Origin of the sequence: Bacillus fungorum (assembly GCF_002746455.1) — a bacterium.
Lineage (GTDB): Bacteria > Bacillota > Bacilli > Bacillales > Bacillaceae_G > Bacillus_A > Bacillus_A fungorum.
This window is the reverse complement of the sequence record NZ_NWUW01000007.1, coordinates 236,294-253,260: the sequence shown is the minus strand read 5'-3', so window position 1 is coordinate 253,260 and position 16,967 is coordinate 236,294. Positions and strand designations below refer to the sequence as shown.

The window sequence follows — 16,967 nt, the reverse complement described above, 5'->3', positions numbered from 1 at the left end:
AAAGTATGTTAAATTAGTACAGAAACACGTTTATAAAAATACAAAGAACGTATTTATCCTTATCTTAATTTTACACCAAAAAACATCTTCAGTCAACCTCTATTTTTCACTTTTAAAGGAGTGCTACCGTATGAACAAAAAACTTGATCAAGAGCAAAAACGATTGGATACCGTAATCGAAACGATTACGCAGCAAATTGATAAACTGGAAAACGAAACTGGCAGACGCCGGGCAGAAGTAATCAATATTCGTAAACACTTTTGGGATGACGTGAAAGTGAATACTGATACTTTTGATGATTATCTTGAAACAGTTATCAACTTAAGACAACAAGCCCAGTCACTAGCTGTCACACAAATTACCCATAAGCACACCTTTAATCGACTTGCCGCATTAAGACGCATGCATAAAGCACCTTACTTTGGGCGAATTGATTTCAAAGAAGAAGGAGAATCTGCTGCGGATCAAATTTATATCGGTGTTGCTACACTTACGGATGCTAGCGGAGAAAACTTTCTTATATATGACTGGCGCGCACCTATTTCGAGTGTATACTACGATTATCCACCAGGACCAGCTGAGTACAGTACACCAGGAGGCGTAATCCACGGTAATGTGGAGAAAAAATTACAATACATTATTCAAAATGGCGAGATTGATTCTATGTTCGATACGAGCCTTACAATTGGCGATGAAATCTTGCAACAAGCACTCGGAAAAGGTACGAACAAACATATGCAAAGTATCGTCGCTACGATTCAGCGTGAGCAAAATGAAATTATCCGTCACGATGAAGGCCGCCTCCTTATCGTTCAAGGAGCTGCTGGTAGTGGTAAAACATCTGCTGCCCTTCAGCGAATCGCCTACTTACTATATAAATATCGCGAATGGCTAAAAGCGGATCAAATTATTCTCTTCTCCCCTAACTCTATGTTCAATAGCTACGTTTCTAACGTACTACCTGAACTTGGTGAAGAAAATATGCAGCAAGTTACATTCCAAGAGTATTTAAATCATAGACTAAGTAAGTCATTTGATGTTGAAGACCCTTATGAGCAATTGGAATATATGTTAACTGAAACGAATAGCCCTACCTATAAAACGAGAAATGCGAGCATCCGATTTAAAGCATCTACTCAATTTTTCGAGATGATTAGAGCGTACAGACAATCTCTTGAATCTTCAGGTATGCTATTTAGAGGAATGAAATTTAGAGGGAAACTAATCGCCTCAGCTAAAGAAATTACAGAGCAATTTTACAATACAGACTCCTCCCTTCGTTTCAATAATAGAATTGAAAAGTTAACGGATTGGCTAAATAAACAAATAGATGCACTTGAAAAAGCAGAACTGAAAAAGCCTTGGGTAGAAGAGGAAATTGAATTACTTAGTAAAGATGAATACCAAAAGGCTTATAAATATTTACAGAAAAAAGGCGAGTTTGACGACAACTCCTTTCAAGACTTTGAGAAAGAAACAAGAGTACTTGGGCGTATGATTGTCCGTAAAAAAATGAAGCCACTTCGTAAAGGCGTTCAAACATTGCGTTTCATCAATTTCACAGGCATATATAAACAGCTCTTCACAGATGCATCATGGGTTCCTGGGGAAAAACCGAAAGAGTGGGATGACATTTGCTCATTAACAGTAAACATGCTTGATGAAGGAAAGCTATATTACGAGGATGCGACTCCATTTTTACTTTTAAAAGAATTAATTGAAGGCTTCCAAACGAACAGATCGATTAAACACGTACTCGTAGATGAAGCGCAAGATTATTCGCCGTTTCAATTCGAGTTTTTAAAACGCCTCTTCCCTGCTGCAAGAATGACGGTACTCGGGGACTTTAACCAAGCGATATTTGCCCATGCGAGTGAAACAGTGAATTTCAATACGCTCACTAGCTTATACGGGCCAGATGAAACGAACGGCATTAACTTAACTCGTAGCTATCGCTCAACAAAACCGATCATTGAATTTACACGTGCTCTCGTACCGGAAGGAAAGAACATTCACGCCTTTGAACGTGACGGCGAGAAACCTACAGTCACGAAAGTATCAAATGACAGCGAACTACACGAACATATTACTGCCAAAATTGCTGAACTACAAAAACAACAGCACAATACGATCGCAATTATATGTAAATCTGCAGCTGAAAGTGCCGCTGCTTACGAAGCAATTAGTCCTATCGAGAATATTAAACTCGTGAAGAGTAACTCTGCCGAGTATGAGCAAGGCATTGTCGTGATTCCTGCTTACTTAGCGAAAGGTATCGAATTTGACGCTGTTATTATTTACGATGCTTCTAAAGATGTGTACAGTGATGAGAGCGTTCGTCGATTATTCTACACTGCTTGTACACGCGCGATGCATGAATTACAACTTTATAGCGTTGGCGAAGTTAGTCCTTTTATACTTGGGGCTGATTCGGAGAGTTTTGAGCTTATTACACCTTGATAACAATCAAGGTGTTTCTTTTTTGTGCAGGATTTACACCTTTAAAATTAAAGAAGAAGAGTTGCTATCACCTCTCCCCTCCCATCCTGATACACTTTTATAATTGTCACTATAATTCCTATAAACTCATAAATTCCCCATCATATCCAAGGCATCCACCGACTGCCGCTACAGCAACAGATGCTCCTGTGCCGGCACCAACAGATGCGTTCGCCCAAGAACCTCCCCATAAATATTAAACGTATATATTTAAAATCGTATTAAAGTGTAAATAAGATTACTTGCTCTATATTATTTACACTTCTTAAATTTTCTATATAAAAGAATAATTATAGAAATCACTAATCCTAATACACAAAAAGTAAATAATATTAATTTTTTTATAGATAATTTTTCAACTTCAAAAAAAGTCATATTCCCTACTATCAATGTTTGAATAATGAATATAAGGATAAAACAATATAAAATCTTGCTATTCTGTTTCAAATAATCCCTCCTAACTAGTAACTTTATATATTATATAAGTTTAATATATTGATTTTAACACTAAAAATAATGCAATTATGCATATCTCTAATGATAATTTATACAAAATAAGTTATATAACTATATATCAAAATTTATTTATCATCTAGACTTGAAATAAAAATGGCAGTAACGTCATTGTGGAGAACATCGTCATCATTATTATCGTCAATAAAATTGTTATTAGAGTAAACATTGGATACTTGCATGCACTAAGATCCAATAATAGCTCTTTCAATTTCAATTGTTATCCCTTAACACACCTTATCGTCCAACGGGGCCTAGGCTACGCGTGCTATCCACCTTTTCTGAAAACAGCCTAATGCATTAACCACTAAATTAGGAGGCAAAGCGCGTACAGTTACCGATTTTGTTGATGCATTCGAACAAGAGAAACTTCTAATTCATATACCAGATCCAACCGACCGTCGAGCTACATTAATTCAACTTACTGAATGCGCGCAATCCAATATGAAGAATGCGGCACTCACTTTCTAGGACAAGGTCGCAGACAATATTCTAAAGAACCTCACATTAGAGCAACATGAACAGTTTTTGGAACTTCTATTACAATTAATAAAAGATAAGCAAATTCTAGATTCATGCGGAGAAGTTGAAAATGAAAAAAATTGTTAAGTTCGCAAATAAAACCACCTATCCCCTAAAGAATATAGGGAACGGGTGGTTTATTTTTTAAGCTGACTTTCTCGCTGGAATATCTTTACGCCTATATACACTTAGCACAATACCCATTATAAATGCGTGAAACAGAGTTGGTACTAATCCATAACTAATAAAAGGTAATGATATAGAAACACGTGGTAATAATCCTAAAATCATGCCCACATTATAAATGAAATGGAATACAAAAAGAGTTACTCCACCAACGAGCAGCAATTTACCATATCGATCGTCTATTTTATAAGATATGGTCATTATTCTTACTGCAAAAAGAGAAAGAATCAAGACAAGAACTAACGCAAGCACATATCCATAATAGTAAGTCAAACTTGCAAATACAAAATCAGTATGAGTAGCAGGGATAGACTTTATATTTCCATATGTACCAAACCAACCTGCTGATGCCATTGCCTCTTTTAAACGTAAATACCATTGATCATGCTCTGGGTTTAAAAACCCTAAAATTCTAGCTATCCGGTATTCTTTTACGGCAGACCAGGAAAGTAAATCCCTAATAATAAAGAAACAAATTGGTAACATTGTAATGAGCCATGCCGTTTTCTTTCCTAACTTACTCCACCAAAGCATAACAAATACCATCGTGATATAGATGAACAGCGGTAAAAGAGTTGATGTAGTTAGAAATAAATATAAAGAAAATAAATACAACATGAGAAGATGTATAAACTTTAATCTACTGTTATTGAAAAAAGAAGCCCAGGCTAGAAGGAAGAATGGTATTGTCATTAGACAGTCAATTGTGATAGAACCAATTTTTATTAATGGCTCTCCAGTCAAAAAAGCAGTAGGAAAACACTTTATCATTAACAAGATAAGTACTCCGGTTGTATAAAACAGCCACCCGATTCTTTCTAGCTTCCGGTAATCAAGCAGCATCATTCCAATAGCTGTTGCAATGCCGAGAATTACAAAAATCACTTTATTTAGTAGTAAATCATTCATATATCCAAAGGCTATAACCGGCAAAAACCCTAACCCCATCGCAGCCACTAATAAACCAATTAAGAACCAATCAACCTTTGGCTTATGTAGTTTGTTAAGTTCCCGGCCAAGTTTGACCGGACTTCCCATTTGTTCAACAGCCTTATCTTCAGCAACTTCCTCGCTTAAGCCTTTCTCTATCCACATATTCTTCGCCTGTTTCAAGTGAAAGTCTAGTTCCGCCGCTACCAGGCCCTTCGCTTCTTTTGATTTAATATGGTTCGTAACTTCTTTTAAAAAACGCTCCCCTTTTTTGTTCAATTTTTTCTCACTCCTGTACTAAGCCTTTTAATATAAATCGTGCCTTTGTAGAATTCTTCTCTGCCTTTCGCAGCATCTTATTTCCTTTATCATTTAATTGATAATATTTAGCTCCCGCGTGATCCCAGCTAGATTGGATAAAGCGATTCTGTTCTAGACGATGTAATAAAGTGTATAGAGACCCTTCATTACCTTCGAATTTTTGAATCCCTCTTCCTCGTAGTAACTGCATCAATTCATAACCTGTTTTTTCATTCATAAGAAGTTGTAACACTGCTAAAAGGATATCTTCTTCCCTTTCGGACGATTGCTTGATTTTTTCGCGCACCTGCTTTCGATGTTGATCAGAAAAACTCAAATGTTTAAACGTTGTATTCTCCATTGATTTTCGCAAGCCTTTTAATCGATCTTCCATTTGATTATTCCTCCAATCCTTTCTTCAAAAGCTCCTTCGCTTTTTTCAGCCTTGTTTTTATCGTGTTTTCCTTCACTTCTATTACCATAGCAATCTCTTTAATTGATAACTCTTCATAATAAAATAGATAAATGACTTCTCGATATTTTATCGGTAAATTCATTACCGCAGAAGCCAACTCACGGTCCTCCGCATTTTGAATAACAGTTTGTTCGACACTATTATTTTGAACCCCCATATAAGCAAATTCATCCTCTGTCACAATCACCTTTTTGTTATACCAACTTTTTATATAGTCCTTACATTGATTAATCGCAATTCTCCATAACCACGTTTTCACATTCGACTTCCCTTTGTATGTATGAAGAGATTTATAGCATTTCACAAATATATCTTGCGTTACATCTTCCGCAACCTCTTTATTATTTACATATGAATACACAAGCTGCAGGACTTCTTGTCCATACTTGTTCATTATTTCATCGATAAGGAGTTCCTTATCTTCTATTTCAAACGCTTCTACCGTTAATTCATCCACATCATTTCCTCCTTCCCATATATTAGACGACGCACTGTATGGAAAAGTTTTATAAAATCATAAAAAAAAATACGGCTGGCAATGCCCATACCGTTTTTTATGAATGTTTATTTGCTTATTGTCCCCACGCACTAACGCTCTGCTTGAAGACAGGAATTTTCATCCATACGCCTTGTTCCCTATTTTAAAACATAATACAATTAATACGTAACTTAATAGCGCTATAACTAGTAGGTGTGGTAATCATCTCTTCCATTTTGAAAAAAGGGGGAGGTGATAAAATGATCGCGATGTTTGTAACTAAATTAGTGTACGGTATCCTAACCGGAGCTGGCGTTGTCATCGGTAGAAGATACGTCGGTCCGTGGCTAATTTCTGTATACAAAAAAGCGAGAACCACCCTGCTTCGTGGAAAAGGTAAGGGCGGTTCTCGGCTAAAACGTTAATGTAATTGTCTTATAACCGCACCTACTACCACCACAATAGCAAGTTAGGTTACACAAGGCAGAAGTTTCTCAGACTTCTGTCTTCTTTATTTTATGCAAAATTCATACTATATACTCTATCATCATTGTAACACATTCTATTTATTTTTAGTCAAGATAAAAACCACCTGAAAGGCTCCCCTTCAGGTGGTTCTCTATTTTATGCTAACGCAGCTGCTTGCTCTTGTTGATCTACAGGAATGACAGCGTCCCTTAGTGCTTTTTCTAGTTCTGCTGTGTATTTCATTTGCTCTTCTTTGCTCCAGCCTAGTTTCGCAGCCATGTAGTTGATTACTGCTTCTTTCCACTCGTATACCCAGTGGATGTTGAAGAATACAGCGCCTCTGCGGCGTACGAAGAAGTCAACTGGCTTTGCTGTCATTTCGTAATCCATTGCGTATACAAGCGGGATTAGAACGTCAAGCGGCATGTTGTATTCTTTCGCTTCATCTTTATGTTTTTTCGCTAAGTCGAACAGTACGTCTACGTTAGAGCCGTAGAATTTCGCGAATTCTTCTGCTTGCGCTTTCGTTAAACCGTATTTCGTACCTTCGCCTGCTTTTTTCGCAACGAATGCTGGGAATCCGTGTGAACCACTTACGTGTCCACCAGAGATTGGCATATGTTTCGTATCGCTCTTCGGATATGCACTATGACCTTCTTTTTGTAGTAAGTTCGTTACATAGTCTACTACCATTTCAGCCATTTTGCGGTATCCTGTTAATTTACCACCTGCGATTGTAATTAAACCAGATTCAGAAGTCCAAATCTCATCTTTACGAGAAATTTCAGATGCGCTCTTACCTTCTTCGTAAATTAACGGACGTACACCAGCCCAGCTTGATTCGATGTCTTTCTCCGTAATTTTTACGCTTGGGAACATGTAGTTAATCGCATTAATGATATATGTGCGATCTTCCGTTGTCATTTGTGGTACAGCTGCGTCTTTATCATAGAACGTATCTGTTGTACCTACGTATGTTTTTCCGCCGCGAGGAATCGCGAATACCATACGTTTATCTGGTGTATCGAAGTAAATCGCTTGCCCTAATGGGAAACGTTTTTGGTCAATTACTAAGTGAACACCTTTTGATAACTGAAGTACTTTTCCTTTTTTCGAGTTATCTTTTTCACGAAGTGTATCTACCCAAGGACCCGCTGCGTTTACAATTTTCTTACCGTAAACTTCATATACTTCTCCGTCTAGTAAATCGATTACACGTACACCACATACTTTTCCATCTTTATATAAGAAACTGTCTACTTTTGCGTAGTTAACAGCTTTTGCGCCGTGTTCAATTGCTTCTTTCATTACTTCAATTGTAAGACGAGCATCGTCTGTACGATATTCTACGTAGTAACCGCCGCCTTTTAATCCTTCTTGTTTTACAAGAGGCTCTTTCTTCAGCGTTTCTTCACGGTTAAACATTTTTCTGCGCTCGCTTCGTTTTACACCTGCTAAGAAGTCGTACACACGAAGACCAATTGATGTACTAAATGATCCGAACGTACCGCCTGTATGGAACGGAAGTAACATCCACTCTGGTGTTGTTACATGGGGACCGTTCTCATATACGATCGCACGCTCTTTCCCCACCTCTGCTACCATTTTCACTTCAAGTTGTTTTAAATAACGTAGACCACCGTGTACAAGCTTCGTTGAACGACTTGATGTACCTGCTGCAAAGTCCTGCATTTCAAACACAATTGTTGATAACCCGCGTGTTGCTCCATCTAATGCAATACCAGAACCAGTAATACCTCCACCAATTACGATCACATCTAATTCTTGTTTATTTACTCCGTTTAATACGTCTTTACGTTGTTTACTTGAAAATTTCATGGTAATTCCTCCCTTTGATAACGAAAAAAGAGACCACAAACTCCGCTATAGATTTCGCCTCTATAGCGTGTTGTGGTCTCTCCAAATCTCCTACCGAATTATTAACTTGTCACCATTATAACACTGTTTATGATTATTTGAAAGCTTTTGTTGCTTCAATTGCTTTTTTCCATCCAGCATATAGCTCTTCGCTTGTTTCCGCTTCCATTGTTGGTTCAAAGCGTTTGTCCATATGCCACTGTGATTTAATTTCATCTTGGTTTTTCCAATATCCAACCGCAAGACCAGCTAAGTATGCTGCACCTAGAGCCGTTGTTTCGTTGATCACTGGACGCTCTACAGGAACGTCTAAAATATCACTTTGGAACTTCATTAAGAAGTTATTTTTAACTGCTCCGCCATCAACGCGTAATGTTTTCAGTTCAATACCTGAATCTGCTTCCATTGCGCATAATACATCTTTCGTTTGGTAAGCTAAAGATTCTAATGTTGCACGAATGAAATGCTCTTTCGTCGTACCGCGTGTTACACCAAACATAGCGCCACGTACTTCACTATCCCAGTAAGGTGTACCTAATCCTACGAATGCTGGTACAACGTATACACCGTCAGTTGATTCAACGCGAGAAGCATACACTTCACTCTCACTTGCATCTTTAAACATGCGCATTCCGTCACGTAACCATTGAATTGCAGAACCTGCTACGAAAATACTTCCTTCTAATGCGTAGTTTACTTTACCATCTATTCCCCATGCAATTGTTGTTAATAGGCCATGCTCAGAAGCTACTGCTTTTTCACCTGTGTTCATTAACATGAAGCAACCAGTTCCATAAGTATTTTTCGCCATACCTTCACCGAAACAAGCTTGTCCAAATAATGCTGCTTGTTGGTCACCAGCTACACCTGCGATTGGTACATTTTGACCGAAGAAGTGATAATCAATTGTTTCAGCATAAACTTCAGATGATGGACGTACTTCTGGAAGCATGCTCTTTGGTACTGTTAACATGTCTAGAAGCTCATCATCCCACTGTAAGTCGTGAATGTTAAACATTAATGTACGTGATGCATTTGAGTAATCCGTTACGTGCGCTTTACCACCAGATAGTTTCCATACAAGCCACGTATCAATTGTTCCGAATAATAGATCGCCGTTTTCTGCTTTTTCTCTTGCACCTTCAACGTTATCTAAAATCCATTTTACTTTCGTACCAGAGAAGTATGCGTCAATTAAAAGACCTGTTTTTTCGCGAACCATTTCGCTATAACCTTTTTCTTTTAACTCATCACAAATTTCAGCTGTTTGGCGAGATTGCCATACGATTGCGTTGTAAATTGGTTTGCCTGTTGTTTTATCCCATACAACCGCTGTTTCACGTTGGTTCGTAATACCGATACCAGCGATTTGTTCTGGTTTTACATCTGCTTCGCTTAAGCAAGTTGCAATAACTGCTAAAATAGACCCCCAAATTTCTTGTGCGTTATGCTCTACCCAACCTGGCTTTGGAAAATGTTGTGTAAACTCTTTTTGAGCTGAATGAACAATTTCACCTTTTTTATTGAACAGAATTGCGCGTGAGCTAGTTGTTCCTTGGTCTAATGAAAGAATATATTTTTTCATATCGGTTTCCCCCTTATGCTACTTTTCTACTATTTGTATTGCTTCCACTTTTTTTACTTGTCATATAAGAGATTGCTAGTACAATCACAGTTGCAATAATCACATAAATAAGTGCTGCATTTTGTTTTCCTTCAAATACAACTTGATGGAATAATCCTGCAAGTGATCCACCTAAAATCGGACCAACTACTGGAATCCATGCATACTTCCAGTTTGAACCGCCCTTTCCTGCAATCGGAAGGAAGAAGTGTGCGATACGCGGACCTAAATCACGAGCCGGGTTAATCGCGTATCCTGTTGTTCCACCTAATGATAAACCAATACTTACAATTAAGAAACCTACGATAAATGGATTTAAACCATCTGCAAATTTATTTGCTCCAATTGCTAATATACCAAATACTAAAACGAATGTTCCAATCATTTCACTTAAAAGGTTTGCAAATGTGTTAGGAATTGCTGGACCTGTTGCAAATACGCCTAACTTTGTTCCTGGATCTTCTGTTTCTTTCCAGTGTGGTAAGTAATGTAAATATACGATAACTGCCCCAATAATTGCCCCAATCATTTGTGCTGCGATATAACCAGGTACGTCACTCCATGGGAACGCTCCCTTAAATGCTAATCCTATCGTTAAAGCTGGATTCAAATGTGCCCCACTAATTGATCCAACCGCGTACGCTGCAACCGCTACCGCTAAGCCCCAGCCCATTGTAATAACAATCCAACCAGAATCTTTCGCAAACGACTTCTTTAAACTTACACCAGCACAAACGCCGCCACCAAGTACGATTAACAACGCAGTCCCTATTAACTCTCCTAAAAATGCTGACATAGTATCCCTCCACAATCAATTTAAACGCTTCCAAATGTGATAGAGGTAAAATGAATGGCCATTCGTTTTTGTCAAAAGAAAAAGACCCACAGCTTTGCACGCTTCTATATAAATTTATATAGAAACAATGAAATGTGGATCTCTACTTTTCTCCGTCACGTTTATTAACTTGTCTATAATGTTAACCGTAAATGAAAGCGGTGTCAACGAAAAAATTCACATTTTCGTCACTTTTTTTGGTAATGTTTCCATAGTTCGCGTTTGGATGTCGTAATTGCTGTCGCACCAGCGTTTAAAGCTCTTTCCACATCTTCTACAGTACGAATAAAACCACCTGCTAAAATCGGTACACCAGTACGCTCTTTCACTTCAGCAATAACATCCGTCATTGCTCCTGGAAGCACCTCAATATAATCCGGCTTCGTCTTTTCTAAAAGATTGCAACTCTTCTCCATTGCGCTAGAATCGATTAAAAAAATACGCTGTATTGCCACAACGCCTTTTTGCTTCGCCTTCATAATGACGCTCGCCTTTGTAGAAAGTAATCCATACGGTCTAAATTCTTGGCATAAATATTCCGTCGCATGCCCATCACTCTGTAAGCCATGAATTAAATCCACATGTAAAAACACCTTTTTACAATATTGCTTCGCAAGTGATATAACACTCTTCAATTGACCGACATGAATATCTAAAATAACGATATACTCATACGAACTATGTAATAGCTTTTCCAAATCTTTAATTTGCCTCACTGCCGGCAAAATCTTTTGTTCATGAAATTCCATTCTATATGTTCCCTTCTTTATGTCATCCTATCCTTTATAGTACACAATTTGAGTGAAAAGAACAGCTAGTGTAGGGGATTTCTTTCAAATCTTTCTTCTATTTATATATTTTCTTCAACTTATCAGATCCCATACCACCTATAACCATTAATATGAGAGGTAAAAAATTCATCACATATGGTGCATCCACTATAATTGTAATGCTCGCTCCGGCAAATTTATTTAACATCCATACAACGATTTTTGTAATAAATAAAAATACTCCATTCCTACTTATCAGTCTCAAGAAAGAATAACGCAAAGTTTCATTTTTAAACCTTTTCATCAAAAAGAAAAGAAGCTAACAATACATTGTTAACTTCTCAGCCGAAAGCAAAATATTATCTTTCCTTATCTTCTAATATCTAGGTTGTGATTGAATATTTGTAAGATGAGCATCAAACATATCAATAATTTCAAGAAATCTATCAGCTTCACGAAAAACGTGGTCTGCTAATAATGGATGAATGATACTCTTTATTTTACATTGCTCAATTAAATCACGTGCGGTTTTCTTAAAATCCCGAAGAGATGTAACCGACACACGATTTTGATCTAAAAATTGATCTAAAAGAGGGACTGTTTTGGATTGTGGTTTCATAGATTCTAAGTCAATTGCTTGATACATCAATTCATCAAAATCATTGCTAAAATTCCGTGCTGTATCTACAAGCTTTCTTTCCGATGGATCAAGAAGATGGCCAATAAATTTAGCATGGTCTGCCATAATCCTTAAAAAGAAAACATTTTCTTTAATAATAGCATCAGGAAGAGCATCTAATTTACCTTCGTTTAATTCCATTAAACGTTTTCTAAAATAATCAGCTTCCCTACTTGTATGGTCAACTAACAATGGAAAGTTATTTTGTCCTGGCAATTTACATGTGAGAATCAACCCTAAAATTTTTCGTTTAAATCCCCAAATATTAGTTGCGGCTTGTTGTACTTCTGCATTAAACCTTTTGATTTGCTCAGGATCTGTTTCATTTGTATAGGAATACGCTATTTGCTCGATATGTTCAAACAATCGATAAAATTGATTCGCCTCTTCGATTAGTTGGGTATCCTCGCATCTAAACCCCAAGCGAAGAAAAAAAGAATGCTCCTTCATGATTCTAGACCAAAAACGAATTTCATTTAATGAACGTTCAACAAACATTACAGACGTAACACCCGTATCAGGATGTAATGTAGTTTCATCCCTATGCATTGTTAATCCCCCCAGTAAATATCGCGCTAGTTCCATTCTTATGAGAAAAAAAATATATAAATACCATCAGTAAAAGTTCATGATGAATTTCGTATACATGCTCTCCAAAAAGAAAAAAGCTATCATCTAGATGTAAATTTCTACTAGATGATAGCCTTTCAAAAGTTCTATTAAAGCAATACTGAATCCTTATCACTATCCTGATTACGTTTCTCGCGCTCTTCTTCTAAGCGCTTCATATACACTTCGCCTTCTTTTTCGATAAACTCATTATCCATCTCTTGCTCTTTTTTTGAAGTATATAAAACCATGTAGCCACTTAGTACAATCCCAACAATTACAAGATACACCCACCATGGTAAAGTTTCCACTCAACTTCATTCCTTTCCTTAGACAAGCCTTATTAGTTTCACTGTATGAGGAAAGAAGTAGATTTATGCTTAAAATTTTTATTGTGGATGCTTCGCGAAAAACGCTTGTACATATTCCATAAACTCGATTGGTTCCTGACGAAACGGCGCGTGGTATCCTTTTTCGATGATATGAAACGTACTATTTGCGAATAACTGATGATACAGTTCACCATTTTTCCAAGAAACGCTCTTATCATGTCGTCCCCATATAATTAAAGTCGGCACCTTAATTTTATCAGCTTCCATCGCAATGCGGCGTTCTCTCATTTTCGTAAGCTGATCATAATGCTCTTTATCGTCACGACTATTTTTCACTTCATTTTTATTATAATTCGTAATCTCTGTTACCGTTTGAAGATTGGTTGATAGCGATGGCACTTCATAACTTTCTTTTTGCTGGAAAGACTCTATCCCTGTAGCATCTGCCAAAACGAGATGCGTCACTGCGTCTGGGTATAAATACGCTAAATTCAGAGACATCTCTCCGCCCATCGAATGACCAAGTACTGCGAATTGATCATATCCAAGCTTCTTCATTAACTTATAATATAAATTCACTTGCGCAGGAAACGAATATTGAAAATCAATTGGCTTAGAAGAACGCCCAAACCCTAAAATATCAACCGCAATAATCGTATGATCTCGCGCAAGTTCCGGATAAATATTACTAAATCCATCTGAAGAACCACCAAACCCGTGAAGCATAAGTAAAGGAGGTTTCCCCTCACCAATTTGCTTAAAATAAATTGTCTGCCCATCAATCTGTGCCATACTCTCTTTCGTATTCAGCTTCGTCATAACAGTATCTTTCACTTCTCCAACCTTCGCAATCGGCTTATCAACGAAGTTACAAACAATTAACAAAACGAGCACAATACCGCTAATCAAATAAAATTTAAACCGTTTCAACATTTCCGTCTCCTTTCTCAAGTTGCTATTTAAAGTTTTTACATTTTTTGGTTGTTTTATGATTAATTTTAATTGTAACTAGTTTAGTTACAATTAAACTAAAAAATATAACTTATTTCTGTTACTGGTGGTTATCCTGTAACTATTATAGTTACATATTTAAAGTAAGTCAATTCTTTTTGGTAGTAAAAAGAAAAGGGACCTCGTTGTGAGGTCCCTTCACCTTATTATTTAATTTAAAAATGGTCAGCGTGTGAGTCTTGCTTGCTAATACCGCCGCCGTCGCCTCTATTGTCTGCTGGTGCTCCACCTGTTTCGCCAATGTTAACGTAGTCTGGCCTTGCTGGTGCTCCGCCTGTGTCTCCTCTATTGAAACTAGCATAGTCTGGCCTTGCTGGTGCTCCGCCTGTGTCTCCTCTATTGAAACTAGCATAGTCTGGCCTTGCTGGTGCTCCGCCTGTGTCTCCTCTATTTAACGATTGCTCTTGAAACCCAGCCAAAGAATTCAGTCCAATTGACAGTGTAACTACTAAACCGGTAATGAATAAACTAGCCTTTTTCATTTATTTTAACGCTCCCTTTTTGAGAATTCTTTTTTGAGCTTGACTACTAATAAAGAAGTACTTACTAGCTTTTTCATGATTTTCTTCCTGATAAAACTTATAAGCTAATATTTCCATATATTCTTTAACACACTCTAAAAGAGAATGTTCTTCAAAATATAAAATCCCTTCTAAAGTTACTTTTTCTAATTGACTAGCACTGGATTTAATATTCAGCTCTTTTAAAATTATAAATCGATATTGGAATTCTTTATTTTGTAATTCGTTACAAATTCTTAAGCCTAATTCTATTAACTCATTAGCAGTTTCTACCCTACCTAATTTATAGTTTTCCTCCGCTTCAGTAAAAATTGCTTTAAAATTTTTAGGCATTTTTTGAGTAACTTCGCTTAAATGTCTAATCGCTAAATCAGATAAATCTTGACTGCCGTATAGCCATCCTAAATTATTTCTAACCATTAAAATATACTTTTCATGATTAGCTTGTTGGAAAACATTTAATGCATTATTAAAATTTTCCTCCGCCAATTCAAATTGTCTTAAATCTATACAACATAACCCCAATACATTCTCACATAAAGCCAAATTAATCTCATATCCTTGTTGCTTCGTAAAATCTTCTTTTGCTTTTTTCAAATAATCAATCGCATTGATTTGTTGATAGGAATGATAGTAGAAATTCCCCATCCGATAATTAAACTCCGCATGCTCTATCGGATCTGCAATATATTTTAATAACTTCTCAGCTTGCTCATACTGTTGTTTCGCTTCGTTATAATTTGAAATTAATGTACAATGAAATCCTTTGAAAAAGTGATAATAATAAGCTAAAAAGCCTTCTGTTGGAATTTCGAAAGATTCCACTTTATCAAAACTATCTTCTCTAACCCCAATCCAATCAACTAATGCATCATATCTAAAGTTCAATAACGCATGATAAAGCAATACATCCTGATCCACATCCAGCCCACTAATCTTACTATCAAGCTCTTCTTTCATCTCCGTAGCTTTCTCTATGTTTTGCTGCAACATTACACGATACCAATCATCTAAAGAATGTTTCATTTGCTCCCGCGTTACTACATCCGCTCCCATACACTCGCATCCCCTTTTCTCCAAAATTACAAAATTAGTATTTTTATACAATTATCAAAATTGTATATTACCACTCCTTTTCTAGGCATTGAACAATAATTATTAGAAAATTTAATATTCTAATTAATTATACCGAATTTTTCCTTTTTAATAACTTGAGAAACAATTGTCAGAAAAATTACTAGGATAAATAAAAAAGCAAGCAGTTCCAGCACTCCGCTAAAACTACTTGCTCTCCTACTTATTATCTCTACTTTTACTCTTTAATAAATTCCTTCGTACTTCTCACTGTATCAATTGGACGAACTAACTTTTCGATTTCTTCACGTTTTGGCTCTAGGAATGGAGGTAACGATAATTTTTCGCCAAGTGTTTCGTATGGCTCATCTCCCATAAACCCTGGGCCATCTGTTGCAAATTCAAATAAAATTTGCGGTGCAACTCTTGCGTATAATGACTCGAAGAAGTGACGATTTACATATCCAGATGAAGGAAGCCCTACGCTACTGATTCTTTCAATCCATTCTTCCAATACAGCGCGATCTTCTACGCGAAATGCTGCATGGTGAACTGTACCAAAACCTTGTTGTGCTTCAGGAAGAACTGTATTATGTTCTACAATGACTGATGCACCGTTTCCCCCTTCGTTCACTTCAAATAAATAGAATTCTCCTTCTTGCGCAATCTCTTTAAATAATAGAACTTTTTCTAACACTTCTTTGAAGAAACTAAAGTTCGCAATACGAATAAATACAGAACCTAAACCAGTAATCGCATATTCTAATGGAACTGGTCCGTTTTGCCACGGTGTACCTGATTCCACACCATGATCAAGTTCATCTGAAATTAATTGGTAGTGTTGATCATCAAAATCTACGAAAGAAAGAGTTTTCTTACCAAATTGCTCTTTAATGCCTGCATGTTCCACTTCAAGACGGTCAAAACGGTTCACCCAATACTCTAATGCTGCATCAGTTGGAACGCGGAATGAAGTTTTAGAAATTTCATTTGTACCATGTACTCCTTTAGGAACACCTGGGAAGTCAAAGAATGTCATATCTGTTCCTGCACTACCTTTATCATCTGCAAAGAATAAATGATACGTTTGAATATCATCTTGGTTTACTGTCTTTTTAACTAAACGCATCCCTAAAACGTGAGTAAAAAACTCATAGTTCTTTTCTGCGCTACTTGTAATCGCTGTAACGTGGTGAATTCCTTTTAATTGGTTCATTTTATATTCCTCCAGTGGTTTTAAAAGTTATCCCGCATTAACGGGC

15 protein-coding genes and 2 pseudogenes are annotated in these 16,967 nt (G+C 36.9%); 3 read left to right on the top strand and 14 right to left on the bottom strand.

All coding sequences use genetic code 11. The features are described from left to right. Positions 1-130: 130 nt before the first annotated feature. Together helD and CO726_RS32430 are read left to right on the top strand one after the other, a co-directional pair. Complete coding sequence (helD, locus tag CO726_RS13170; RefSeq protein ID WP_099684539.1) at positions 131-2,461, top strand: RNA polymerase recycling motor HelD; 2,331 nt, start codon at positions 131-133, stop codon at positions 2,459-2,461. A 757-nt stretch (positions 2,462-3,218) separates the two neighbouring features. Continuing rightward, positions 3,219-3,622 (top strand): annotated as a pseudogene (locus tag CO726_RS32430) (MarR family winged helix-turn-helix transcriptional regulator); the annotation flags it as partial. A gap of 57 nt (positions 3,623-3,679) precedes the next feature. Here the strand turns inward: CO726_RS32430 and CO726_RS13155 are convergent. From CO726_RS13155 to CO726_RS13145, 3 genes are read right to left on the bottom strand one after another with little or no spacing between them, the layout of a single operon-like run. Next, positions 3,680-4,930: an FtsW/RodA/SpoVE family cell cycle protein gene (locus CO726_RS13155; RefSeq protein WP_099684537.1), complete on the bottom strand. Its 1,251-nt coding sequence runs from the start codon at positions 4,928-4,930 to the stop codon at positions 3,680-3,682. A 7-nt stretch (positions 4,931-4,937) separates the two neighbouring features. Next, positions 4,938-5,345 carry a PadR family transcriptional regulator gene (locus tag CO726_RS13150; protein ID WP_099684536.1) on the bottom strand — a complete coding sequence of 136 codons (408 nt, stop codon included), beginning with the start codon at positions 5,343-5,345 and terminating at the stop codon, positions 4,938-4,940. Between the two features lie 4 nt (positions 5,346-5,349). After that, the gene (locus tag CO726_RS13145) at positions 5,350-5,883 is read right to left on the bottom strand and encodes a sigma-70 family RNA polymerase sigma factor (protein ID WP_099684535.1); all 534 of its coding nucleotides are present in this window, start codon (positions 5,881-5,883) and stop codon (positions 5,350-5,352) included. Between the two features lie 281 nt (positions 5,884-6,164). Here CO726_RS13145 and CO726_RS31770 point away from each other — a divergent pair, with 281 nt between their 5' ends. Further along, entirely contained in the window at positions 6,165-6,329 is a 165-nt protein-coding gene (locus CO726_RS31770; RefSeq protein WP_099684534.1) for a hypothetical protein, read from the top strand. Positions 6,330-6,528: 199 nt separating this feature from the next. Here CO726_RS31770 and glpD read toward each other — a convergent pair whose 3' ends face one another. The 11 genes and pseudogenes from glpD to CO726_RS13085 all read right to left on the bottom strand — a co-directional run bounded on the left by glpD (position 6,529) and on the right by CO726_RS13085 (position 16,921). Next, positions 6,529-8,211 (bottom strand): aerobic glycerol-3-phosphate dehydrogenase, encoded by a 1,683-nt coding sequence (gene glpD / locus CO726_RS13135; protein ID WP_099684533.1) that lies wholly within the window; start codon positions 8,209-8,211, stop codon positions 6,529-6,531. A gap of 133 nt (positions 8,212-8,344) precedes the next feature. After that, positions 8,345-9,835 (bottom strand): glycerol kinase GlpK, encoded by a 1,491-nt coding sequence (gene glpK, locus CO726_RS13130; protein WP_099684532.1) that lies wholly within the window; start codon positions 9,833-9,835, stop codon positions 8,345-8,347. Positions 9,836-9,848: 13 nt separating this feature from the next. Then, the gene (gene glpF / locus CO726_RS13125; protein ID WP_001272193.1) at positions 9,849-10,670 is read right to left on the bottom strand and encodes a glycerol uptake facilitator protein GlpF; all 822 of its coding nucleotides are present in this window, start codon (positions 10,668-10,670) and stop codon (positions 9,849-9,851) included. Between the two features lie 227 nt (positions 10,671-10,897). Then, positions 10,898-11,458: a glycerol uptake operon antiterminator GlpP gene (glpP, locus tag CO726_RS13120; protein ID WP_099684531.1), complete on the bottom strand. Its 561-nt coding sequence runs from the start codon at positions 11,456-11,458 to the stop codon at positions 10,898-10,900. A 97-nt stretch (positions 11,459-11,555) separates the two neighbouring features. Continuing rightward, positions 11,556-11,723, bottom strand: a pseudogene (locus tag CO726_RS13115) (DNA-binding protein); the annotation flags it as partial. Between the two features lie 132 nt (positions 11,724-11,855). After that, on the bottom strand, positions 11,856-12,707 hold the full coding sequence (locus tag CO726_RS13110; RefSeq protein ID WP_099684529.1) for a DUF2935 domain-containing protein: 852 nt from the start codon (positions 12,705-12,707) through the stop codon (positions 11,856-11,858). 170 nt (positions 12,708-12,877) lie between these two features. After that, positions 12,878-13,078, bottom strand: coding sequence for a sporulation YhaL family protein (locus CO726_RS13105; protein WP_000449229.1), 201 nt, complete (start codon positions 13,076-13,078; stop codon positions 12,878-12,880). Positions 13,079-13,156: 78 nt separating this feature from the next. Then, positions 13,157-14,032, bottom strand: a complete 876-nt coding sequence (locus CO726_RS13100; protein WP_099684528.1) for an alpha/beta fold hydrolase — start codon at positions 14,030-14,032, stop codon at positions 13,157-13,159. A gap of 233 nt (positions 14,033-14,265) precedes the next feature. Next, entirely contained in the window at positions 14,266-14,592 is a 327-nt protein-coding gene (locus CO726_RS13095; protein WP_099684527.1) for a hypothetical protein, read from the bottom strand. Next, positions 14,593-15,687, bottom strand: coding sequence for a response regulator aspartate phosphatase (locus CO726_RS13090; RefSeq protein ID WP_099684526.1), 1,095 nt, complete (start codon positions 15,685-15,687; stop codon positions 14,593-14,595). It abuts the gene before it with no gap. Positions 15,688-15,943: 256 nt separating this feature from the next. After that, complete coding sequence (locus CO726_RS13085; RefSeq protein WP_099684525.1) at positions 15,944-16,921, bottom strand: ring-cleaving dioxygenase; 978 nt, start codon at positions 16,919-16,921, stop codon at positions 15,944-15,946. Between the last annotated feature and the right edge of the window lie 46 nt (positions 16,922-16,967).